This window comes from Enterococcus italicus (assembly GCF_023743875.1).
GTDB lineage: Bacteria > Bacillota > Bacilli > Lactobacillales > Enterococcaceae > Enterococcus_G > Enterococcus_G italicus.
Window position 1 is genome coordinate 311,182 of record NZ_JAMRVB010000001.1, and the last position, 23,237, is coordinate 334,418.

Sequence of the window (23,237 nt, forward strand, 5' to 3'; positions counted from 1 at the left end):
ATGTATATTGTTACGAATACGATCAAAGTGAAAACACCTTTTTTGGAAAGAATTACCCAACAATTTTTGTCTTCACATACACAATCCAAAATGACAGATGTACCAGGCTTTTTAGGATTTGAAGTTTTTTATCGCGATGTACCAGACGAAGCAGACGTCAGTGAAGTCGTAGCATTGAGTCGTTGGGAAAGCGAAAGTGATCAGCTAGCATGGACGAAAAGTGACTCATTCCAATCCTTGCATCAACACCGCAAACAAGCTCATGAAGGGAAACCAAAAGAAAGTCCAGTCCTAGGAAATACGGTCAGTCGTTACTACTCTGCTGAATAAGTCGTACCAATCTTTTTGCTTTTTTGAGAAAAAAGTAAAAAAGATTGGTTTTTTTTTGGTTTTTTTTTATAATAGAGTAGTTTGAGAAGATAGGTATGGAGGATTTTGTGTGTTTGAATTAATTATGAAAGTTTTATCGATTGTCTTGTTGGATTTAATCTTGAGTGGAGACAATGCAGTCGTCATTGCACTTGCCACTCGGAAATTGGAACAAAAACAACGAGAAAAAGCAATTTTAATCGGAACGGCTGGAGCAATTTTATTGCGCGTCGCATTGATGCTAGTTGCAATTCAGTTATTGGCCGTGCCATTTGTCAAAATTGTCGGTAGTTTATTATTGTTGTATATTGCTTATGACTTGTTAGCAGAAAGTGGAGATGAGACGCAAGACATTACCGCAGGCGCGTCATTAGCTGCTGCTATACGCACGATTATTTTAGCTGATCTAGTCATGAGTTTAGATAATGTATTGGCAATCGCCGGTGTTTCGGAAGATAGCAAATTACTCGCAGTTTTTGGGCTAGCGATTAGTATTCCGCTAATTATTTTTGGTAGTCAATTTATTTTAAAAATTATGGATCGTTTTCCACTGGTTGTCTGGATTGGTGGTCTTTTGATTGCTTACACATCTGGTAAGATGTTCGTCGAAGATCAATATATCGAGACGTTAGTCAATGGCTGGATTCCTAATTTGAGTCATACTGTCTTGATGCCAGTAGTTTTTTGCTTAGTATTATTATTATTTGTTTTTACCATTGGCAAAAAAGAAATGCGTCCAGTCAACGAATGGTTTTCACGTTAATGGGATTTAGTATTTTTTTCATAGCTTTGACGAAAAAAATTCACATTTATGACGTATGATTCAGTCATACCAATAAACAACCCAAATCTTTTTCATTTTATCCCCTAACCACTCATTGCCCCCAACAATGAGTGGTCTTTTGTATTTGCTCAAGCGAATAGAATCGCTTATACTTCAGATGAATCACTGAAAGGTGGGAGCGGGTTGAAGAGTAAGAAAGAGCAAGTCTACGATATGTTAAAAGAGCAGCAAAAAAAGCTCACGGCTTCAGAGCTGGCGGCGATTGCAGCGATGGATCGTACCAATGCGAGTCGCTATTTAAATGAATTGGTGAAAGATCAGTTAGTGGCCAAAGATGAGAGTCGTCTGGTCACAAGATCCAGCTAGCAACATGGATGTCTATCAAACGATTACCTACAAGCTAGACTCGCTAGAAAAAAACAATATGCCAACTATTGACTTAGAAGCACTCATTGCCAATGATGTTGATAAATACTTTGATAATTATTATGATAAAGTGTAAGCACAAAACGATAAAGGAGCGAAAAAATATGAAACGAATTATGTTAGTATGCTCAGCTGGTATGAGTACAAGTTTATTGGTTCAAAAAATGGAAAAAGCAGCTCAAGCTGATGGAGTCGAAGCAGATATTCTTGCCGTATCTGCATCAGAAGCAGATGCAAAATTATCAGATGCTGACAAACCAGTCGACGTTTTAATGCTTGGACCACAAGTCCGTTTTTTGAAAGCTCAATTTGAAGGAAAAGTCGCAGGTAAAAATATTCCCGTAACAGTCATTGACATGAAAGATTATGGCATGATGAACGGTGAAAATGTCTTACAAACAGCCATTCAATTAATCGAAGCGAAGTAGAAGGTGAAATCAATGGGAGAAATGAGTCAAGAGCAACTAGAAGCAATCATGGGATTAATTGTGAACGCAGGTAATGCGAAGAGCGATGCCATGGAGGCAATCCAAGCAGCAAAAAACGGTGGATTCGAGGAAGCAGATGAAAAATTAAAAGCAGCAGAGGCAGCGTTACTTGAAGCTCATCATGCCCAAACCAAGTTGCTTACTGCCGAAGCAAACGGTGAAGCGCTTCCGATTACGCTGTTAACCATTCATAGTCAAGATCATTTGATGACCAGCATTACGTTTAATGATTTGGCAAAAGAAGTGATCGATGTCTATCGTCGTTTAGGATAAAATGACCAGAAACAAATTTTTGCCAAAAAAGTCTGTTAGAAAAGTACCTCGAAAATGTAGGAGGTACTTTTTAACAGACTCTTTTTTATTTTTCTAGATTATAACTATATATTGCTAAAATAATATTTTTACGTGTCGCTAACCGCAAGCGCAACCGCAAGCTCGTTTGATTATGAAGAATATTTTGCCAACGTTTATTTGGAACAAACTGAGGAATTAGAACAGTTGTTGTGTAGTTTTGCTGGCTTGCACGGTTACTAACGCGTTCAACATAACGGACAATCGGTGTCTCGATGGAGCGGTATGAAGAGTGAACGACCGAGAAGCGCACATCAGGAAAGTGTTGCTTGAATTCCCGTTCGATTTCTTGCTCTTTTTTCAAGTCTTCATCTAAAGATACATGCATCGCCACGACATAATCACCAATCGAACGAGCATAGTTTAAGGCACCGATATTTACTTGCGTGACATTTCCGACTAAAACAATGACAGTATTTCCAGCGTAATCGTGTAATTCTACTTCAGGAGCCAAGCGTAACTGCTCAGCTACATTTTTATAGTGGTCATTTATCTTATAGAAAATAAAAAGCAAAATCGGCATAATGATAAAATAAGGCCAAATATCAGCTAAACGATATACAAAGAGAATTGCAATAATGGCATAAGAAATGAACGCACCGCTAATATTTGCGATAGACTTACGGAACCATTTTTCTCCTTCGCGTTTCCATTTAATGACCATTCCCGTTTGCGATAAGGCAAAAGGCGTAAACACGCCAATGGAATAAAGTGGAATCAAGCGTTCAGTTGATCCTTGGAAAATAAAGAGCAATACGATTGAGCCTAAAGCAAGGGTAATAATCCCATTAGAATACCCTAAGCGATCCCCGCGATCTTGATACATATGGGGCATAAATTTATCTTTTGATAGATTGTAGGCCAAGACCGGAAAAGCAGAAAATCCGGTATTCGCAGCGACAGCTAAAATGAGGGCAGTTGAAAATTGCAACAAATAAAACATAAAACCAGAACCAAATACGGCTTTCCCAATTTGTGATAGGACGGTGACTTCGGCTTCAGGTACGATACCATACCAGTAGTTAATAAAGGTAATACCTACGAAGAAGAATCCTAGAATCGTAGCCATCATTGCTAAGGTACTAGACGCATTTTTTGCCCGTGGGCGTTTGAAAAATGGTACGGCATTACTGATGGCCTCTACCCCAGTCAGAGAAGATGAACCAGAAGAGAAAGCCCGTAAGATTAAAGCCACGGTCACTCCAGGAACAGCTGTACCAATCGCCGCTGTAGCATGGAAAGGCGCATGACCAGTCAAAATTTGAAATAGTCCATAAATAATTAACAATGTAATAACTGAGATAAACGTATAGACTGGAACCATCAAAAAACTAGCAGACTCTCGTAGACCACGTAAATTCATCATCATAATAAGTAACACGATAAAGACCGAGATTGCTACTTGGTGAGCAGACAAAGCGGGTATAGCAGAAATAATGGCTTCTGCCCCTGCCGATACGGACACGGCTACTGTCAGCATATAGTCGACAAGTAAAGACCCCCCAGCAATTAGCCCAGCGTTTTTTCCCAAGTTTTCACTACTAACGACATACGCGCCTCCGCCATGAGGATACGCATGGATAATTTGGCGATAGGACAACGTCAAAGAGACGAGCAAAATAATCACAAAAGCCGCAATCGGTAACGAGTACCAGATCGCTGCAGAAGACAATGCGACTAAAACCACGACAATCTGTTCTGTCCCATAAGCAATCGAAGACAAGGCATCAGAAGACAACAGGGCCAAGGCAGCGAAACGATTGAGCTTTTGACCATCGTTTTCTGCGGATTTTAGCGGTTTCCCCACCAATAACCTTTTCAACATATTCACAAAAACATTCCTCCCAAATGAAAGAAAAACCTTTCAAAATCGATTGCAAAAAAGACCAATCAAAATTGTATATTAGTGCTCAAAGATAAAAAAGTCAACTAAATTCAGCCGTTTTCTTTTGATGGTTAGACAATTTCGTTCTTTTGCATAAAATCTTTTGATTCGAAGGCCAGCTTGAGAAGAATAAAAGCAAGCAATTGATTGAAAAGTTGATTAAATCACAATTAAAATGAAGCGTTTTATTGATTTTTCTTTTCATTTTCCTATCATAATGCTAGAAAATTGATTGAAATTTCACAATCTCTTTGATACAGTAGAAGTGGGAAAATTATAGGGAAGAGAAGGAAAGGGTAGAGATAAATGAAAAAGAAAAAAATTTTAAGCTTGGTAACATTGGCGTTATTAGGCCTAGGTGTTTCTGGTTGTGCAGTTTTTAAAGCCGATGCACCAAGAGGAGAGCAACAAAAAACAGAGGAAACCAAAAAAGGCGAAGAAGACGTTACTTCGAGCGCGTCCAAAAAAGAATCAGGGGAATCAGCGGGCGCATCAGAAGAAAGTACCCCTTACACGGATCCTAGAAAATTAAAAAGCTCTTATGATGTTGTTATCATTGGCGCAGGCGGCGCAGGAATGACAGCGGCGATTGAGGCAAAAGATGCTGGTTTAAATCCAGTTATTCTAGAAAAAATGCCCATTGCAGGGGGAAATACTTCAAAATCATCAAGTGGAATGAATGCTTCCAATACAAAATTCCAAAAAGAACAAGGAATTACTGATAGTAATGATGCCTTTTATGAAGAAACGCTAAAAGGGGGTCATGGAACAAACGATAAAGAAATGCTACGTTATTTTGTTGACCATTCAGCGGATGCGATTGATTGGTTAGATGGGATTGGCATTAAATTAGACAACTTAACAATCACGGGTGGGATGAGTGTCAAACGTACGCATCGTCCTTCAGATGGTTCCGCAATTGGGGGCTATTTAGTCAAAGGATTGATGGAAAACGTTGCGAAACGTGACATTCCTATTTTCGTAAACACCGATGTGACAAAAATTCACGAAAAAGATGGTGTGGTTAATGGAGTGACTGCACAGGTTCAAGGTGAAAAAGCACGCACCATTAAAGGCAAAGCTGTCGTGGTTACAACAGGTGGGTTTGGAGCAAGCAAAGAATTAATTGAAAAATATCGACCAGACCTAAAAAATTATGTGACAACGAATCAAGTTGGTAGCACTGGCGATGGTATCAAGATGATTGAAAAGCTTGGAGGCCAAACGGTGGATATGGATCAAATCCAAATTCATCCAACCGTACAACAAGATAAAGGTATTTTGATTGGTGAAGCAGTCCGAGGAGAAGGAGCAATTCTTGTGAATGGCGAAGGCAACCGCTTTGTCAATGAATTGGATACCCGTGACAAGGTTTCAAATGCCATCAATGAACAATCAGGCAAATATGCGTACCTTATTTTTGATCAAGGTGTTCGATCACGTGCAACAGCCATTGAGTTTTATGCGAAACAAGGCTATGTAACTGAAGGGGCAACGATTAAAGAGCTAGCTGACAAAATAAACGTTTCTGCTAGTAATTTAGAAAATGCCGTAACCTCTTGGAATCAAGCAGTTGCTTCAAAAAATGACACAGCCTTCCAACGAACAACTGGAATGGATAACCCATTAGATCAAGCAAATTACTATGCCATTAAGATTGCACCAGGAATCCACTATACAATGGGTGGTGTGAAGATTAATACGAAGACTCAAGTCATAAATAAGGAAAACAAACCAATTACAGGTCTCTATGCTGCTGGAGAAGTGACAGGCGGATTACATGGACAAAATCGAATCGGCGGGAATTCAGTAGCTGAAATCGTCATTTTCGGTCGTCAAGCAGGACAACAAGCCGCAGCATACGCAAAAGAACAGAAATAAGCAAGGCTTCCTATATATCAAGCCCCCACTTTACATGTTTGTAGAGTGGGGGCTTTTGATTGGCAACAATTCATTTTTACTGGATTTTTTGGTAGTAAACCACTAAGAACTGGTATAATAAATAGATAGAAGGAACGTAACTAGGTTTGAGGCGTCACTCAGTTTCAAAAAGAATTTGGGGGGAAAGGGATGAACCGAAAGGAATTTACACAACGGCAACAAAAGAAAAAAAGACAGAAAATGCTTCTTATTATTCTCACAGGAGGGGTAGTTGCCAGTGTTTTTGGTAGCTATTTGTTGGTGACCAATCAACCAACGAAGAAAACAAACCAGTCACAAGCGACGGCGACAACGAAGCGTACACCTACAACCAAAAAAACAACAGGCAAAGACAATCAGAGCGAGCAAACTCAGTCAATCACCATCATGGCAAGTGGGGATATGTTGTATCATGATGGGGTGTATGGTAGTGCGTTTGATGGTGAGAAATATGATTTTTCAAATGATTATGAGCAAATTACGCCCTTAGTCTCATCAGCTGACTTGGCTCTGGGAGATTTTGAAGGCACAATCAATCCCAATCGTGAACTAGCAGGATATCCTATCTTTAATGCACCAGAAGAAGTAGTTGAAAGCATTAAAAATGCGGGATATGATGCCATTGATTTAGCCCATAATCATATTTTAGATACAGGAATTGAAGGATTAGTTTACACATACGATGCCTTTAAAAAGGCTGGTATGGACCCATTTGGTGTGAAGACGACAGATAAAGATGAAATCCTAGTAAAAAACGTCAACGGCATTAAAGTGGCCATTTTAGGCTATAGCTATGGTTTTAACGGCATTGAAGCGACGCTAAGTAAAGAAGACTATGACTATTACTTAAAGGATTTAACGATGGAAAAAGTTGAAGCAGAGATTAAGCAAGCGGAAAAAATCGCTGATCTGACTGTTGTTATGCCGCAATCAGGGGTGGAATACAATCTAGAGCCGACAGAGGAGCAACAAACGACGTATCGTCAAATGGTCGACTGGGGTGCTGATATTGTTTTTGGCGGTCATCCGCACGTTGTTGAACCAACAGAAACCATCACGAAAGATGGAGAAAAGAAGTTCATTATTTATTCCATGGGTAATTTACTCTCCAATCAAAGATATGAAACACTCGAAAACTATTGGACTGAACGAGGCGTGATTATGGCCGTCGATGTGCAGAAAACTGGCGACAAAACTGTTTTAACGAAAGTCGAGGCGCATCCGACATGGGTTTCACGTGAACCGATTAATCGTACGTTTTCAGGTTATCAAGCATATGATTACCAAGTATTTTTAGCAGAAGATTATCTGACTGGTGGCAAGTATGCCGATCAAGTGTCTACAGAAAAGCAACAACGTATTGAGCAAGGGTACCATGAAGTAATGGATTTACTGAATATCCAATTTTAAAAAAGGAGTGTGACAAAAAACTGTCACACTCCTTTTCGTATTGGTAGACGGTATTCCAAACGCAGCTCTCTAGACAATAAGTCAAAATTCTCAAAAATTTGAGAAACAATTTTCTGAATTTCTGCACTTATTGCTAAGAGCTAAACGCGTTTGTCATAACCTTTTTAGACGGTATTCCAAACGCAGCTCTCTAGACAATAAGTCAAAAATTCTCAAAAATTTGAGAAACAATTTTCGGAATTTCTGTACGTATTGCTAAGAGCTAAACGCGTTTGTCATAACCTTTTTACCACAATGTATATTTTTCACGTTTGTTCATATAATCGTCATCTAATAGTTTTTGGGTATTGTGTAATTGTGAATAGCCAGCTAGTCCACGTTTGAATAGAATTTGCATTGATAAGCGTAAAAGAGCCAGTAAAGCGATAATTAACACAACTAAGATGAGTAAGGATTGATTATAAAGTTCATTACCTAAACCAGTCGAAATGGATTGTCGTAAACCATAAATCGAATAAGTCATTGGAATATATGGATGAACGATATTGTAGAAGCGACTTGTAATCTCCATTGGGAAGACACCACCCGCTGATCCTAATTGAACAACTAGTAATAAGACAGCGATGAAGCGACCTGGGTTATCAAAGCTCATGGCTAAGAACATAATCAAGAACATATTGACCCAAGCTGTTGCAAGTAAAATCCCATAGAATTGCCATTGGTTAGATACAGTCAAGCCAATCATTTGCATAACTGTTCCAATCACAAGTGCCATTGTTGTAGCGACTAAACCACCAATTGTTACTTTACTACGGAACCATTGAGCAGCGGAGGCACCTTTTCGATTGGCAATTTTGCGGATTGGATAGACGAAGTTAAAGACTAGTGATCCGACGAACAGTGAAACACTCATAAAGTATGGTGCTAAGGCATGACCATAGTTTGGCACGCTACTATATTTCGTTTGTGTTTCTTTAGCTGGATTTGCAATCATTTCTGCATTTTTGTCGCCAAGTGAAAGATCATTGATTTTCGCTGAACCATCTTTTAATTTGGTTGCTAATTCATTGGTACCATCTGCTAATTGACCCGTACCATCTTTTAGTTTTAATACGCCAGAAGAAAGCGATGGAATTTTACCATTCAATGTATCTAAACCATCGGCAAGTTTAGCAGTACCATCATTTAATTCGCCTGATTTACTGTTTAACGTGTTTGCACCATTCGCCAAGGTTGAGACACCGTTCGCCAATTGGTTTACACCTGAAGCTAGTGCAGGCGTCTTTTCATTGACTGTGTTTAACCCATTCGCTAATTGATTGGCCCCACTTGTTAATTGACTAGAGTTATCATTCAACGTATTGGCACCATTAGCTAAAGAGGAAATACCATCAGCTAATTGAGAAACGCCGCTCGTCAAAGTAGGTGTTTTGTCGTTGACAGTTTGGAGGCCAATCGCAAGTTGGCTCGCCCCACTTGTTAATTGTGAGCTATTGGATACTAATTGTTTCCCACCGGCTGCTAATTCATTGACTGCTTTAGTCAAACTAGCTGTTTTTCCATTTAGTTGGGTTAAACCAGTCGAAAGTTGATTGACAGCAGGTACGCCATCAGTTGCAACTGAGTAAAGTCCGTTAATGACTTGTGTTAAACCAGCAGTAGCACTATCTGTACCAGCTGCTAATTGACTTGTACTAGCTTTTAGGGTACTTAATTGATTCAATGAAGAGGTATCAATGCTACCAAATGAAGATTGAATGGCTGTTAATGTTTGTTTGACACTAGTTAGATTTGTACTAGCTGCTGTCAATTGTTCTTTCACAAGTGCGAGCACTTGGCTATTGGCTGCATTTGAAGCTAAAGAATTAGCTACAGCCGCTTGTTGGTCAGCTGTTAATGTAACCCCACTTTGTGTAAGGGCAGTAACAACGGCTGTCGTATTAGATTTCACATCCACAGTTGTTGCTACTTCAAGACCGTTTTGAATAGCGGCTAAGTTCGTGCCAACATTTGTTAAATTGGTTGCGACACCTTCAAAAGAAGACTCTAGCTGACTAATATTTGATAGTTGAGATAGGTCGGCATTTGCAAGTGCACCATTGACTGTGTTTAGATACGTTTGGACACCAGTAACATAAGTTAGAAGATTATTTTTATCTGTTTCTGACAAACTGACTATACTAAGACTTTTTGCTAGTTTATTCGCACCGTCAGTTAGTTGTGAAATGCCATCAACTAATGCTGGTACTTGTTCAGCTAGTTGTTCATTGCCACTAGCAACTTGAGCCACACCATTTGTATAAGTCGTTAATCCAGAAGAAAGACTATTCGCACCAGTACCTAACGCACTAAGTCCGCTGGTAAGAGTAGGAAGTTGGCTGGTTAGTTGACCGACGCCAGTGTTTAGCTTCGTACTACCACTAGCAACTTGAGCCACACCATTTGTATAAGTCGTTAATCCAGAAGAAAGACTATTTGCACCAGTACCTAATGCACTCAAGCCATTTGTTAAAGTTGGTAGTTGGCTAGTTAGTTGACCAACACCGTTATTCAATTGATTGCTACCATCTGCAACTTGGGCTACACCAGCTGTGTATTGACTAACACCGGATTTTAACGAGCCGGCGCCGTTATCGAGTTGGCTGACACCATCTGCCAAGGTTGGTACACTCTCAGCTAATGTACCAACACCAGTATTCACCTGATTGGCACCATCATTTAATTTTTCTGAGCCTTTAGCTGCTGTATTCATTCCTTTTCCTAATTCATTAATAGTAGAAATTATAGCCATAGCATAAGACTTGGTTACTTTTTCACTAACTTGTGCTTTGAGTTGTTTCATTGCATTGTCACTAACTACTTCACCAAGATAGTTGACACCAGCGTTTGTTTCATATTTTAAATTCATTTTTTCCGGATCGCTATCTAAAACGGTGGAAGCATTTTTAGAGAAATCCTTTGGTATTGTGACAACCATATAATATTTACGGTCTTTTAACCCTTGTTTTGCAGCATCCTTCGAAACAAAATGCCATCCCAAATCATCATTTTTCTTCAAGTTGTCGACTAGTTCACTACCGACACTTAACGTCTTCCCTTGAAAATCAACGGACTGGTCCAAGTTGACGACAGCAACAGGAAGTTCACTCATGTTGCCATAGGGATCCCAAATCGACTTTAAAAAGACACTCGCATAGAGAATTGGAATCAACGAGACCACAATTACTGTTACAAATAAAAGTTTGTTTTGCCAAATTTTCTTAAATTCTTTCTTTATCAAAAACATGCGCCCCCTAAAATTCTTATAAATCATTCCAATTTACAAAGGTTAATTTTTCCCCATGTAAGGAATCGTGGATAATATCGGCAATCGATACATTCGCTAAAGCATTGCGCCATTGATCATCAGCTTTTGCAAATGCTTGGTAAACAACGGAATTTGCCGTAGCTAGATTCACCAAGCGACTGGAGTTTGCAAAGGTATGATGGAGCAATTGTGAATCAGGAAAGGTAACGACTTTTCCCTCAATGGCTTCCACAACATCTAGACAAGAGATATCTTTTGACGCTCTTGCCAAGCAAAAACCACCGCCTTGGCCAGATACAGAGGTAGCTAAACCAGAAACTACCAATTTACGAACGATTTTTTGCGTATAGGTTGGTGAAGTACCTAATCGTTGGTGAATCGTTGCTGACGCTACCGGAATACTTGGCATCTGAGTTGTTAACATGGCCATTACACAAACACCTTGTTCAAATGCTTTTGTTAGTTGCATTCAATCACCTCCCACTATATAATGGATGTACAATATCTTTTATAGACTTTTTATATCCACAATGCATAGTATACCATTTTCAGAAAAAGAGCAACAAAAAAGTGTAAATTTCTAAGGAAGTGTTGAAATGAAAAGTTATGTGGAAAGGGATCGTTGGGAGCAGCAAAAGATTGAGAAAATTTCGCATGAATCAAGAGGGATAAAATTGTGCTATTTTTTAGGGGATTTGGTGCTATTTCTGTTGGCGATGTATTTGTTAATTGGTAGTCTCGTTAAGTTTGAACATCCATATCTACGATGGTTGTTAGCGATTGTCGGTTGTATCGGGGCCTTTCGCTTTGGCAATCGACTGAGAATTCGTTTGTATATCTATCTTCAATAAATAGAGGTAGTGACAAGAGCGAATAGCTCCGAGCAATAAGAGCAGAAATTACGAAAATTGATTTTCAAATTTCCGGTAATTTATGAGTTATTGTCGAGAGAGCTGCTATTGAACACCGTTTAAAGAGGTAGTGACAAGAGCGAATAGCTCCTACGACGACAAGACCAGAAAATCCAAAAGTTTTTTTAATACTTTTGGATTTTCTGGTCTTTTTGCTCGTAGATGAATAATTCTATCTCCGCCTCTTTTTAACGATATACTAAAACAGAAATTGTCGCATTTTTCGCCATGTAACTAGCCTGTGTGCCTAGGTATTTCCGGATAGGGTTACGTGATTTTGAACCAATGATTAATAAATCAGCCTTTGAAATTGGAATAAATTCTTTGACAATGACTTCACCCGGGTTTCCTTGACCAATGAGAACTTCCACATCTGTTAGTCCTTGCTCTTTTGCATAAGAGCGGTAAGTTTCACCTTGGCGAATTAATTTTTCTCGAGCGTTCTTTAAAAAGGTCTTATCCAGAATTTCATACGTATTAATGTCTTCGTTTTCTAAAACGAGTGCGATGATAAGCGAAGAGTCTTCTAGTTTCGCGCGATGGACAGCATAATTGAAGGCTTTTAACGCATCTTCTGACTCTTCCACACCAACTAAAATTCGTTTGAACGCATACATATTGCTCCTCCTACTCCGTTTCACGCATATTATTTAATTGAATGCGCGCATTTAATTTTTTGTTTCCCTTATATAGGTCATAAACTGTCCATGCCAACAAAAGAAGCACAATAGCTATCGTAAAGTAGGCAATGCTATCTGCAATGACAAGATCTGTTTTACTTGCGTTGTCACCAAAGAATCCTTCAATTTGTCCGGGCAATCCGATTAGATTTAAATATGTTAATCCGATGACTGAAATCCAACCTAATAAGCGAATGATCCATGAGTTTTTGAAACGATCACCCATTTCAAGACTACTATCCGTCATCATGAGCAGTGGGACCATTGAGAATGGTAAGGCAAAAGCTAGAAAGACTTGAGAATTATTCATTAACGTATTTAACGCAGTATGTTCTTCAATAGCCGATTTACCACTGGTTAACGCCACACAGACTAAGACCGGAATCACCGAGATTAAACGAGTAACAAGGCGCCGTAACCAAATCGGCATTTTCATATGAATGAAACCTTCCATGATTACTTGTCCTGTCAAGGTACCAGTAATCGTAGAATTTTGACCAGATGCAAGTAGCGCAACTGCAAAGAGAGTAGACAATAAACCAGATTTCGCTACCTGAACTAGGATACCATTACTTAAAGTTGAAGGATCAGATAAGGCTTCATACAATCCAAAGAAGGATGGATCTTGGACAGCGCCAGTTTTAAATACTGCAACACCCATAATAAGAAGTAACGAGTTAACAAAGAAAGCCATTGTTAATTGAATATTAGAGTCCCATGTGGTAAAGCGAACTGCTTCGGCAACAACATCTTCGTCGCTATGATCAATAGCACGTGTTTGAGAAACAGCCGAATGTAAATACAAATTATGAGGCATCACAGTCGCTCCAATAATTCCTAAGGCCCCTGTTAGAGGAGTTTGACCGCCGATACTTTTTGATGAAGAGAACGTTTCACTTGTTGGAATAAAGCCTTTCATCACCGCAGCCCAATCTGGATTTGATAGAGCAACTTGATAGACAAAGACAAAAAGAATGACAAAAATCAAACAAACTACGATTGCTTCGATCTTACGAAATCCGACTTTTGTCAACAATAAAAGCAACAAGACATCAAAGACAGTAATAAAAACAGCATACAATAAGGGAATATCAAATAGTAGGTATAAGGCAATAGCTGCCCCGATAACCTCGGCAATATCTGTGGCCATAATCGCTAATTCAGTTAAAATCCACAAAATAATACCTAATGATTTGCTCGTACGCGCTCGAATCGCTTGTGCTAAGTCCATCTGAGTGACGATTCCTAGTTTAGCTGCCATGTATTGTAACAGCATAGCAATCAAGCTAGACATTAAGATCACCGACATTAATAGGTATTGAAAATTTTGACCGCCAGTAATAGAAGTGGACCAGTTTCCCGGATCCATGTAGCCGACTGCCACAAGTGCACCCGGCCCCGAGTATGCGAACAATGTTTTCCAAAATCCCATACCTTTAGGAACAACGACTGTCCCATTTATTTCCTCAAGTGATGGACCATTGGCGTGTTCCATCAACTTGTGCTTATGAGCATGATTTTCATTTTTACTCAAGAAGATAACCACCTTTCATTTCTTTTCAACGTTAGTTTACACCTCAAATGAAAAAAAGAAAAGGATTTTTTTCGGAATGCCTAAAAAAAATGATAGGCGAATCGATATTTAACTCTAATTACTTAGTGGATTAACGTATTAAATTGAAATAAATATAATATAAAATAGAATTATGATAGTTGCATCTGATTATCGTTATCAATTAGAGGATTATATTATCATTTGAAAAGTTGTGGTGCTATACTCTTTTTGTGAAATAAAGGAGGAGAACAATGAAAAATTACCAACGATTTATTCTAACTTTAACAATCGGTTTCGCAGCATTACTAGCTGAGTTTCTTTTCAAAAATCCGGCAATAGCTTATATGATTGTAGCGATTACGGGTGGGTTAATTGCCATTCAAATGTTGATTGACATGATTGCTACACTGCGTTCGGGAAAATACGGTGTGGATATTTTAGCCATTACTGCCATTGTAGCGACATTGGCGGTCGGTCAATATTGGGCTAGTTTAGTTGTGCTAATTATGCTTACAGGGGGAGATAGTCTAGAAGATTATGCTAGCCGACAAGCTAGTAAAGAATTACAAGAATTGTTAAGCCATTCCCCTCAACTTGCTCATGTGATTAAGGGAGCGGAAATCATTGATTGCAAAGCTGAGACGGTGCAACTCGGTGAGCTTGTCTTAGTTAAACCAGGTGAGCTTGTCCCGGTGGATGGTGTGATTAAAGAAGGTCGGACGACGTTGGATGAATCTTCTTTAACAGGTGAGTCATTACCGGTTGAAAAAGGAATTGGCGATGAAGTGATGTCAGGGTCGCTAAATGGTGATCAAGCATTTCGGTTTAAAGTAACTAAAGTAGCCGCTGACAGTCAATACCAATTATTGGTCAAATTAGTAAAAGAATCGGCTCAAAAACCGGCCAATTTTGTTCGTTTAGCAGATCGGTATGCGGTGCCTTTCACGATTATTGCGTATTTGATTGGTGGTTTGGCATGGTTTTTCTCTAAAGATCCGGTACGCTTTGCAGAAGTCCTAGTAGTCGCATCACCGTGTCCTTTAATCTTAGCTGCTCCGATTGCGCTAGTCGCAGGAATGAGTCGGTCTAGCCGCAATGGTATCGTAGTGAAAAATGGGACAACCATCGAAAAACTTGCAACCGCTAAAAGCTTTTCATTTGATAAGACGGGGACAATAACAGAAGGAGCGCTCTACATTGATCAATTATCTTATACGAGTGGTTATACGGAAAAAACATTTTTACAACTCGTAGCCAGTGCGGAGCAAGAATCGGGACATGTCATTGCACGCTCCATTGTTCGGGAAGCCAAAGAAAAAGGTGTGGCATTATTGCCAGTGAAAGATTTGGAAGAAGTGACTGGCCAGGGTGTTGTATGCTTTATTGAAGGAAACGAAGTAAAAGTAGGTAAATCGACCTTCGTAGGGAAGAAAGATGTCCATCGCTTAACAAACGAAGTCGCGGTCTTTGTTGCTGTGAATGGTGTCATGATAGGACATGTGACTATGAAAGATCAAGTCCGTCAAGAGGCAAAGGAAACGATGCAAATGCTAAAGGCGGGAGGAGTAGAGAGTATCCATTTATTAACAGGAGATAAGCAAGAAGTGGCAGATAGCATTGCAGACCAAGTAGGAATTGATGTGGTGCATGCTAATTGTCTACCGCAAGATAAAATCGCCTATATTCAAGAAATTCCAGCGCCACTTAGACCAACAGTCATGGTAGGTGATGGAGTAAATGATGCTCCAGCTCTTTCCGTTGCGGACGTCGGAATAGCGATGGGGGCGCATGGTTCGACAGCTGCCAGTGAAAGTGCAGATATTGTTATATTGAAAGATGATTTGGCTAAAGTAGCTCAAGCAAGAGACATTGCCAAACGAACAATGGTCGTAGCGAAACAATCAGTATTGATTGGTATCATTATTTGTTGTGTATTAATGGTAATAGCTAGTTTTGGGATCATTCCAACATTATTAGGGGCGGCTTTACAAGAAGTGATAGATACGGTTGCGATTTTATCGGCTTTACGAGCACGAAATGATACAAAATAGTAAAGAGACTGAGATAGAATGATTCAGCGACAAAAAACCAGAAAATCCGGCAGTTGGTTCTAAAACATTTGGATTTTCTGGCTTTTTAGTTCATTCGGGGCTTACGATCTATTATATAGCTTAAGTAGATGTGCGCCAACGCCCTATAGATCAGCTTTTGTTATTCTTTTAAATAATCATCTTTAGAAAACTCGGTTTCTTCATACCGTCCTTTTTCGCCATAGAAGCGGTTGTAGCGCCGTTTGAAGCGACGGAACAGATATATTACGAGCACTTTTATGAGGCAATAGATTGGGATACCAAAAATTACACCAACTAAGCCAAATAACTCAGCCATTACTAATAGTACAAAAATAATCGTAACGGGATGAATTTGTAATTTGTCCCCCATGACTCTAGGGACGACTAAATGACCATGGACAGCTTGGACAGCAAACCAGACAATCAAAAATTTGATGGCCATCATCCAAGAAACTTGTAAAGCGATAATCAATCCAGGTAAAAAGACAACAAATGGTCCGATATAAGGAATGATACACAAAATACCGGCAGCAATCGCTAAAATACCTGAAAAAGGTAATCCAATCAGTAAAAAAAACGGCCAATACATAATACCTAAGATGACTGATAAAATAATTTGTCCTTTTAAGTATGCCCCGATTTGTTGGTTGACAATTTGGGCAATTTCATCAGAATCTTTTCGCATGACTGGTGGCAAGATTTTTTTACTTGTTTCATAGAAGTGATGATTGTCTTTTAATAAGAAGAAGGCAATGATCGGTCCGGTGACCAATGTAATCAGAGTTGTCGAAACCGCTGAAAAGACACTACCAACTCCTTGTGCTCCTTTTTGAAGATAGTTTTCTAAAAAGTTACCAACTTTTGACCAAACTTCGTTAAGTGAACTTTGTGATTGGTTGATGGCGTCAGCAAATGGTGTCTTGGCAAAAAAGTTTTGTACAAGCTGTTGCACATCTGAAAAAATTGTTGGAAATTCGTCAATTAATTGGTGCAACTGTTCTTGAATACTTGGAAAGATAAGTACCCCTCCTAAGACCAATAAAGCAATGACCGCTAAAAAGAGTAACGATACTGCCCAAATTCGAGGTAGAAACCTCTCAAGCTGATGAACTAGCGGATGAAACATATAATACAAAACAATCGCAAAAATAGCTGGTGGTAAAATAGCAAATAAAATAATCGCAAATGGTGTGAAAAAAAAAGAGATTTTAGATAATACCCAAATACACGCCCCAATTAATAAAACTGAGGTACAAGTAAATAGTAAATTCTTTCCTCCTAAAAATTCAATCCAACGGTGCTTCTTCTCTTCCAAATTTCCCCCTCCTAGTCTTTAAAAAAAGTATAACTTTTTTTTGGAAAGATGTAAAAAAGAAGACGGCAGCAAGGGGGGAAAAACAGACTTTAGACTGAAATAAAAGAAAAAGGCTTAGTGAATCCATCTCGATTGACAGAATTTAAGGGCAGATAGACTTCTTTTTTTTATTTCACAATCTTGTTGTATAATAGTGTAAAGGATTAAAGGAGATGATTAGATGGAAAAACAAATTTGGAAGCAGTTTGTACAAGGAGAAACGAGAGTCCTAACGCAGCTTCCATCAAAAATAGCTAATTCATGGCAATTCTGTTTACAAAACCATGTGGATCCTTTTTTAGTCAAACCACCAAAAATTTTAACTGCAAGTGACTTAACAACGAAGCAGCAAGAGAATCAAGAACTCATCCAACTTGTTAAAGCGGAATTAAGTCGCATTGAAAAACAGTTTCACTTAACAAATCAACTATTTATTCTAACCGATAATGAAGCAAATATCATTTGGCGAACGGGAAATTATCAAGTAAGAGATTTTGCCAATGAGATTGCCTTTCGTGAAGGAAGTAATTGGTCAGAGTTAGAAGTCGGTACGAATGCTATCGGTCTGGCCCTGCGATCAAAAGAAGATGAGTGTCTTGATTTGGAAGAACATTACTCGGCAGCATCAAGAAAATGGAGTTGTGCGGCATCACCAATTCTTGATGAAAACAATGAAATTCTCGGAGTCCTAGATATATCAACGTATCAAAACTCGACGGCGAAGGATTCATTTTTACTATTGACGATGCTGACGCAAAAAATATCCAATCAGCTGATGAAACGGCACATTCAACGACGAAATGATTTATTAGAGTACGCAAAGTCTTTTTTAGAAGAAGTTCTTTTTTGTGATGCGCATTTTCGCATTATTCAAGTACCGCCTAGTATGGCAGATCAGTTTCATATAGGGCAGGATATGCGTAAAATCATTAGTCCAGCAATGATTTATGATCAAGAAAGTATTATACGTAATCGCCAACTAATCGGTTACAAATACAAATTGTATCAAGTGAAAAATGAAAAGGGTAACACACCGACCTATCCAGGTGTAGCTTCTAGAAGTAAGAGTTACCAACAGTTTTTGAATCAGGTTATTAAGGTCGCTACAACGAGTGTGCCAATTCATATTTTTGGCGAGTCAGGTAGTGGAAAGGAAATAATATCGCAGACCATTCACCAAAATAGTCCACAAAAAAATGGCCCTTTGATTGCTATTAATTGTGGGGCTATTAGTGAGGATTTATTGGAAAGTGAGCTTTTTGGCTATGCACCAGGCGCGTTTACTGGCGCCAATGCGAAAGGGTTTGAAGGAAAATTATCACAAGCCAATGGCGGCAGCTTATTTTTAGATGAGATTGATAGTATGCCGGAAAAGATGCAACAATCTTTACTTCGTGTATTAGAAGACAAGATGGTGACCCCTATTAGTGGAAAACCGGTCATGACTGATTTTCGCTTAATTACGGCAAGTAACAAGGATTTACGGAAGTTAACCCTAGAAGGCAAGTTCCGAGAAGATCTATTTTATCGCTTGTTTGTATGTACTGTCCGCATTCCGCCTCTTAGAGAGCGCTTAGAGGATATTGCTCCACTGGTTGACCGATTTATGGTGAGCAATCATTGGGAAATTGATTGGAAGTGGAAGATTGAAAAAGTCGCCAAAGGATATCCTTGGTACGGTAACATCCGGGAGTTCAATAATTTTCTATCGCGAGTGGCGATATTTTACTCTGATTCAGAACCGTCAGAGGATGAATTGAACGCCTTAATTCAAACAGGTAGCATTTACCTAAATCAGGGTTCAACCAATTCCTACGAACCTATCCTTACTAGAAAAATAAAATCAGAAAAACATCGGATTGAAGAAGCGTTAGAAGCGAGCCATTTCAATATGACAAAAACAGCAGAAACATTAAATATCTCACGAGCAACACTGTATCGCAAACTAAAAAAATATGAGTTGTCTTGGTAAATTTTTGTGAAAAAAAGTAAATTGAGAAGAAATTTGTTTTTTAAGCAAAAAATAGTTTGAAGCCAAAAAAGAGAAGGAGACTTCTCTTTTTTTGTGTCTCAGAAACTCATTAATGAGACAAACTGTATCAGATCTTTGTAGCAAATATGTCTCAAGATGGTAAGCGGTTCCGAAATGTGTGTTTCAAGCTTAATAATATGGTCGGAGTTATTTGTTACATAACACCGTAAATCAGTCGTATAGCAAGGGTTTGTGAAAGGAGAGATGTTCTCTCTGGTTTCACAAAAAAGTTGGCATGCAACTTGCTTATTACTAAAATGAAAGCGTAATCAATAAGGAGGGACAATTCATGACAAACTATGACTTAATTGTCATTGGCGCTGGACCGGGCGGCTATGTTGCGGCGATTAAAGCTGCACAACTTGGCAAAAAAGTAGCTGTGGTCGAAAAGAATAAAATAGGAGGTACCTGTCTAAATGTAGGCTGTATACCTTCGAAAAGCTATCTGCAACATGCGCATTGGCTCTTATCATTAGAAGAAGGAAAAAAACATGGTGTAGATACTACGCTCAATGCCATAGACTTTTCAAAAATGGTCGAGCGAAAAAATGGCGTCGTTCAAACACTGCAATCGGGCATTCAGCATTTGTTTTCGAGTAATAAAATTGATTACATCGAAGGTGAGGCTGCGTTAGTTTCTAAGACGTGCGTCGAGGTAGCTGAGAAAGCATTGCATGCTGAAAGAATTTTATTGGCGACAGGGGGAAAACCTTTTGTGCCACCGATTAATGGGATTGAACACGCACATTATGATACGACCGATACGTTCTTTTCGATGACTGAGTTACCGAAAAAACTTGTCGTTATCGGCGGTGGGATTATTGCAGTGGAGTTGGCATTTGCAATGAAACCATTGGGCGTAGACGTAACATTATTAGAGGTAGCCAAAGATATTTTACTAACGGAAGATCCAGAAGCGCGCAAAATCATCAAAAAGAAATTGTCAAAAATGGGCATTGCCATTACGACTTCTGCAAAAATTGACCAAGTAACCGATAAGGAAGTCATCGTAGCTGGGAAAGCTGTGGCATATGATCGCTTACTCGTAGCTGCTGGTCGAAAACCAGATTTGACTTTAGCGAGTCAACTAGAGATTGAATTGGATGAAGCAAGCCGTTTCGTTCGCGTAAACAATACGTATCAGACCAGTATTCCAAGTATCTATGCAATAGGCGATGTCATCGGAGGTTATCAATTGGCACATGTTGCCAGTCAAGAAGGGATACGCGCTGTCGAGGCGATGTTTGGTACTGAGAGATTCCCAGTGGATAAAACATCTGTCCCACGTTGTCTTTATACTAGTCCTGAAGTAGCAAGTTTTGGACTATCTGAAGAAGAAGCGAAAGCCCAATATCAAGATGTAGTTGTGAAGACGATGCCTTTTTCAGGAAATGGGAAAGCCATTGCAGCGATGGAAACAGATGGATTTGTCAAAATAATTAGTGAAAAACACTACCATCAAATTCTAGGAGCAGTAATTGTCGGAAGCCATGCAACAGAGATGATTCATACGATTTTAGCTGTAAAAGAAGCAGAAGGAACAATTGATGAGCTTGATGAAATGATTTTTGCCCATCCGACGCTTTCTGAAGTGATTGGTGAGACGAGCAATTCATTATTTGGACGAGCAATTCATGGTTAATAAGGAGGAAAAGAAAATGACAAAAATGACAAAAGATCAAGCAAAATGGATCCTAAAAACAATGTACGATATCCGTAATTTTGAAAACCAAGTGCATGATATTTTTACGACAGGTGAAATTCCAGGATTCGTTCACTTATATGCTGGCGAAGAAGCAATTGCAACAGGCGTCTGTGCGAATTTGACAGATGATGATTATATTACAAGTACGCACCGTGGTCATGGACATTGTATCGCAAAAGGTTGCGACTTAGATGGCATGATGGCTGAAATTTATGGGAAAGAGACGGGCTTAAATAAAGGAAAAGGTGGCTCGATGCATATCGCCGACGTTGGTAAAGGAATGCTTGGGGCTAACGGTATGGTCGGTGGCGGCTTCCCAATCGCTGTCGGAGCGGGCTTACGAAATAAATATCTAAAAACAAAAGATGTTGCGGTATGTTTCTTTGGTGATGGCGCTGCGAATGAAGGGACGTTCCATGAAGGAATTAATATGGCGTCGATTTGGAAATTACCGGTCATTTTTGTTAACGAAAATAACTCATTTGCGGAAGCAACACCGCAATGGTATTCATCCGGTTCTAAAACAATCGCCGAACGTGCAGCAGCATATGGCATTCCAGGTGTAAGAGTGGATGGCGATGACTTGTTTGCAGTCTATGAAGCTGCTGGTGAAGCAATCGAGCGTGCACGAAAAGGCGAAGGGCCAACACTGGTTGAATGTGTAACGTATCGTAATTACGGTCACTTTGAAGGTGATGAACAAAAATACAAAAATATAGATGGTGAAGAAAAAAATCGTCAAGACCGCGATTGTATTCCAGAATTTATCGAAAAAGCAATTGCGAAAAAATTATTAACGAAAAAAGAAGCAGAAGAAATTGCTGAGAAATCAACTACTGATATTGCGCATGCCATTAAATTTGCTGAAGAAAGTCCCGTTCCACGCCCAGAAGCATTGTATGAAGATGTATTCGCAGACTAAGCAGAGAAAAAGGAGAGAAGAAACATGACTAGAAAAATTACTTTTATGAAAGCTATTAACGAAGCATTAGAACAATCAATGGAGCGTGACGAACGAGTAATCTTACTTGGTGAAGATATTGCCGGAGGAGCAAAGGTTCCTCACTTAGAAGAGTCAAATGAAGATGCTTGGGGTGGCGTGTTTGGTGTCACAAAAGGTCTGATGCCTAAATTCGGTCGCGAACGTGTGATTGATACACCAATCTCAGAAATGGGCTACATGGGAGCGGCAGTTGGTGCTGCTGCTACAGGATTACGTCCAGTCCCTGAATTGATGTTTAATGATTTTATTGGTTTTTGTTTTGACACAATCTTAGCTCAGGGCTCTAAAATGCGCTATATGTTTGGAGGAAAAGCGAAAATTCCGATGACTGTCCGTACGTGCCATGGTGCAGGCGCAAGTGCCGCTGCTCAACACTCAGGATCATATTATGGCATTTTTGGCTCTATTCCAGCGGTCAAAGTAGTTGTCCCTTCTAACCCTTATGATGCTAAAGGATTACTAACGGCTGCTATCGAAGATGACAACATTGTTATTTTCTCTGAAGATAAGACTCTTTATGGCTTAAAAGGTGAAGTGCCAGAAGAGTACTATACTGTTGAAATCGGAAAAGCAAAAGTAAAACAAGAAGGAACGGATTTGACCATTGTGACTATCGGAAAAATGTTATACGTTGCTCTTGAAGTGGCAGATAAATTAGCGAAAGATGGCATCTCTGTAGAAGTAATCGACTTGGTTACTGTAGCACCGTGGGATCAAGAAACGATTATTCAGTCAGTGAAGAAGACAGGTCGTTTAATCGTGATTGATGAAGCCAATCCACATAATAATACTGCGACAGATATCGCATCTATCGTCGGAGACAAAGCATTTGATTATCTAGATGGACCAATTAAATGTGTCTGTGCCCCAAATACACCCGTGCCATTTGCTACAAACTTAGAACAATTATACTTACCAAATGCAGACCGGGTATTAAAAACTGCAAATGAATTAATCGCGGACTTAAAGAAATAAGAGGAGGTGG

General features: G+C 39.3%; 20 protein-coding genes. 14 read left to right on the forward strand and 6 right to left on the reverse strand.

The annotated features are described in order from the left end of the window. From NE257_RS01475 to NE257_RS01500, 6 genes are all read left to right on the forward strand, one after another. Nucleotides 1–330: an antibiotic biosynthesis monooxygenase gene (locus NE257_RS01475; protein ID WP_251851160.1), complete on the forward strand. Its 330-nt coding sequence runs from the start codon at nt 1–3 to the stop codon at nt 328–330. 109 nt (nt 331–439) lie between these two features. Next, nucleotides 440–1,132 (forward strand): TerC family protein, encoded by a 693-nt coding sequence (locus NE257_RS01480; protein WP_251885632.1) that lies wholly within the window; start codon nt 440–442, stop codon nt 1,130–1,132. A gap of 204 nt (nt 1,133–1,336) precedes the next feature. After that, nucleotides 1,337–1,519: a helix-turn-helix domain-containing protein gene (locus tag NE257_RS01485; protein WP_251870057.1), complete on the forward strand. Its 183-nt coding sequence runs from the start codon at nt 1,337–1,339 to the stop codon at nt 1,517–1,519. Beyond that, nucleotides 1,488–1,655, forward strand: coding sequence for a hypothetical protein (locus NE257_RS01490; protein ID WP_155802035.1), 168 nt, complete (start codon nt 1,488–1,490; stop codon nt 1,653–1,655). The genes NE257_RS01485 and NE257_RS01490 overlap by 32 nt, the downstream gene beginning before the upstream one ends. A 28-nt stretch (nt 1,656–1,683) precedes the next feature. Continuing rightward, nucleotides 1,684–2,007: a PTS sugar transporter subunit IIB gene (locus tag NE257_RS01495; RefSeq protein ID WP_251885633.1), complete on the forward strand. Its 324-nt coding sequence runs from the start codon at nt 1,684–1,686 to the stop codon at nt 2,005–2,007. 21 nt (nt 2,008–2,028) lie between these two features. Continuing rightward, nucleotides 2,029–2,340, forward strand: coding sequence for a PTS lactose/cellobiose transporter subunit IIA (locus NE257_RS01500; RefSeq protein WP_211205560.1), 312 nt, complete (start codon nt 2,029–2,031; stop codon nt 2,338–2,340). Nucleotides 2,341–2,425: 85 nt separating this feature from the next. On the opposite strand, the gene NE257_RS01505 is transcribed toward NE257_RS01500, so the two are convergent. Further along, nucleotides 2,426–4,249 carry an APC family permease gene (locus NE257_RS01505; protein WP_040366930.1) on the reverse strand — a complete coding sequence of 608 codons (1,824 nt, stop codon included), beginning with the start codon at nt 4,247–4,249 and terminating at the stop codon, nt 2,426–2,428. Between the two features lie 360 nt (nt 4,250–4,609). Between NE257_RS01505 and NE257_RS01510 the strand changes: the two genes are divergently transcribed. Beyond that, nucleotides 4,610–6,184 (forward strand): flavocytochrome c, encoded by a 1,575-nt coding sequence (locus NE257_RS01510; RefSeq protein ID WP_251885634.1) that lies wholly within the window; start codon nt 4,610–4,612, stop codon nt 6,182–6,184. 189 nt (nt 6,185–6,373) lie between these two features. Continuing rightward, nucleotides 6,374–7,633: a CapA family protein gene (locus tag NE257_RS01515; RefSeq protein ID WP_251855360.1), complete on the forward strand. Its 1,260-nt coding sequence runs from the start codon at nt 6,374–6,376 to the stop codon at nt 7,631–7,633. A 286-nt stretch (nt 7,634–7,919) separates the two neighbouring features. Here the strand turns inward: NE257_RS01515 and NE257_RS01520 are convergent, their stop codons facing one another. Continuing rightward, the gene (locus NE257_RS01520; RefSeq protein WP_251885635.1) at nt 7,920–10,919 is read right to left on the reverse strand and encodes a YhgE/Pip domain-containing protein; all 3,000 of its coding nucleotides are present in this window, start codon (nt 10,917–10,919) and stop codon (nt 7,920–7,922) included. 16 nt (nt 10,920–10,935) lie between these two features. Beyond that, complete coding sequence (locus tag NE257_RS01525) at nt 10,936–11,409, reverse strand: Rrf2 family transcriptional regulator (RefSeq protein WP_251851169.1); 474 nt, start codon at nt 11,407–11,409, stop codon at nt 10,936–10,938. A 127-nt stretch (nt 11,410–11,536) separates the two neighbouring features. Between NE257_RS01525 and NE257_RS01530 the strand changes: the two genes are divergently transcribed. After that, the gene (locus tag NE257_RS01530) at nt 11,537–11,791 is read left to right on the forward strand and encodes a hypothetical protein (protein WP_007208907.1); all 255 of its coding nucleotides are present in this window, start codon (nt 11,537–11,539) and stop codon (nt 11,789–11,791) included. A 248-nt stretch (nt 11,792–12,039) separates the two neighbouring features. On the opposite strand, the gene NE257_RS01535 is transcribed toward NE257_RS01530, so the two are convergent. Next, a complete protein-coding gene (locus NE257_RS01535) occupies nt 12,040–12,468 on the reverse strand; it encodes a universal stress protein (protein WP_251855115.1) in 429 nt (142 codons plus the stop codon). Between the two features lie 10 nt (nt 12,469–12,478). Then, a complete protein-coding gene (locus NE257_RS01540; protein WP_251886434.1) occupies nt 12,479–14,026 on the reverse strand; it encodes an Nramp family divalent metal transporter in 1,548 nt (515 codons plus the stop codon). Between the two features lie 311 nt (nt 14,027–14,337). Between NE257_RS01540 and NE257_RS01545 the strand changes: the two genes are divergently transcribed. Then, nucleotides 14,338–16,137 (forward strand): heavy metal translocating P-type ATPase, encoded by a 1,800-nt coding sequence (locus NE257_RS01545; protein ID WP_251885636.1) that lies wholly within the window; start codon nt 14,338–14,340, stop codon nt 16,135–16,137. Between the two features lie 160 nt (nt 16,138–16,297). Here the strand turns inward: NE257_RS01545 and NE257_RS01550 are convergent, their stop codons facing one another. Beyond that, entirely contained in the window at nt 16,298–17,473 is a 1,176-nt protein-coding gene (locus tag NE257_RS01550) for an AI-2E family transporter (RefSeq protein ID WP_251885637.1), read from the reverse strand. Nucleotides 17,474–17,693: 220 nt separating this feature from the next. On the opposite strand from NE257_RS01550, the gene NE257_RS01555 reads away from it, so the two are divergent. The 4 genes from NE257_RS01555 (at nt 17,694) to NE257_RS01570 (ending at nt 23,227) form a co-directional block, all read left to right on the forward strand. Continuing rightward, entirely contained in the window at nt 17,694–19,484 is a 1,791-nt protein-coding gene (locus NE257_RS01555; protein WP_251885638.1) for a sigma-54-dependent Fis family transcriptional regulator, read from the forward strand. A 349-nt stretch (nt 19,485–19,833) separates the two neighbouring features. Continuing rightward, complete coding sequence (lpdA, locus tag NE257_RS01560; protein ID WP_251885639.1) at nt 19,834–21,186, forward strand: dihydrolipoyl dehydrogenase; 1,353 nt, start codon at nt 19,834–19,836, stop codon at nt 21,184–21,186. 16 nt (nt 21,187–21,202) lie between these two features. Continuing rightward, on the forward strand, nt 21,203–22,171 hold the full coding sequence (locus tag NE257_RS01565) for a thiamine pyrophosphate-dependent dehydrogenase E1 component subunit alpha (protein ID WP_251851174.1): 969 nt from the start codon (nt 21,203–21,205) through the stop codon (nt 22,169–22,171). Between the two features lie 24 nt (nt 22,172–22,195). Beyond that, complete coding sequence (locus NE257_RS01570; RefSeq protein ID WP_251885640.1) at nt 22,196–23,227, forward strand: alpha-ketoacid dehydrogenase subunit beta; 1,032 nt, start codon at nt 22,196–22,198, stop codon at nt 23,225–23,227. The last annotated feature ends 10 nt before the right edge of the window (nt 23,228–23,237 follow it).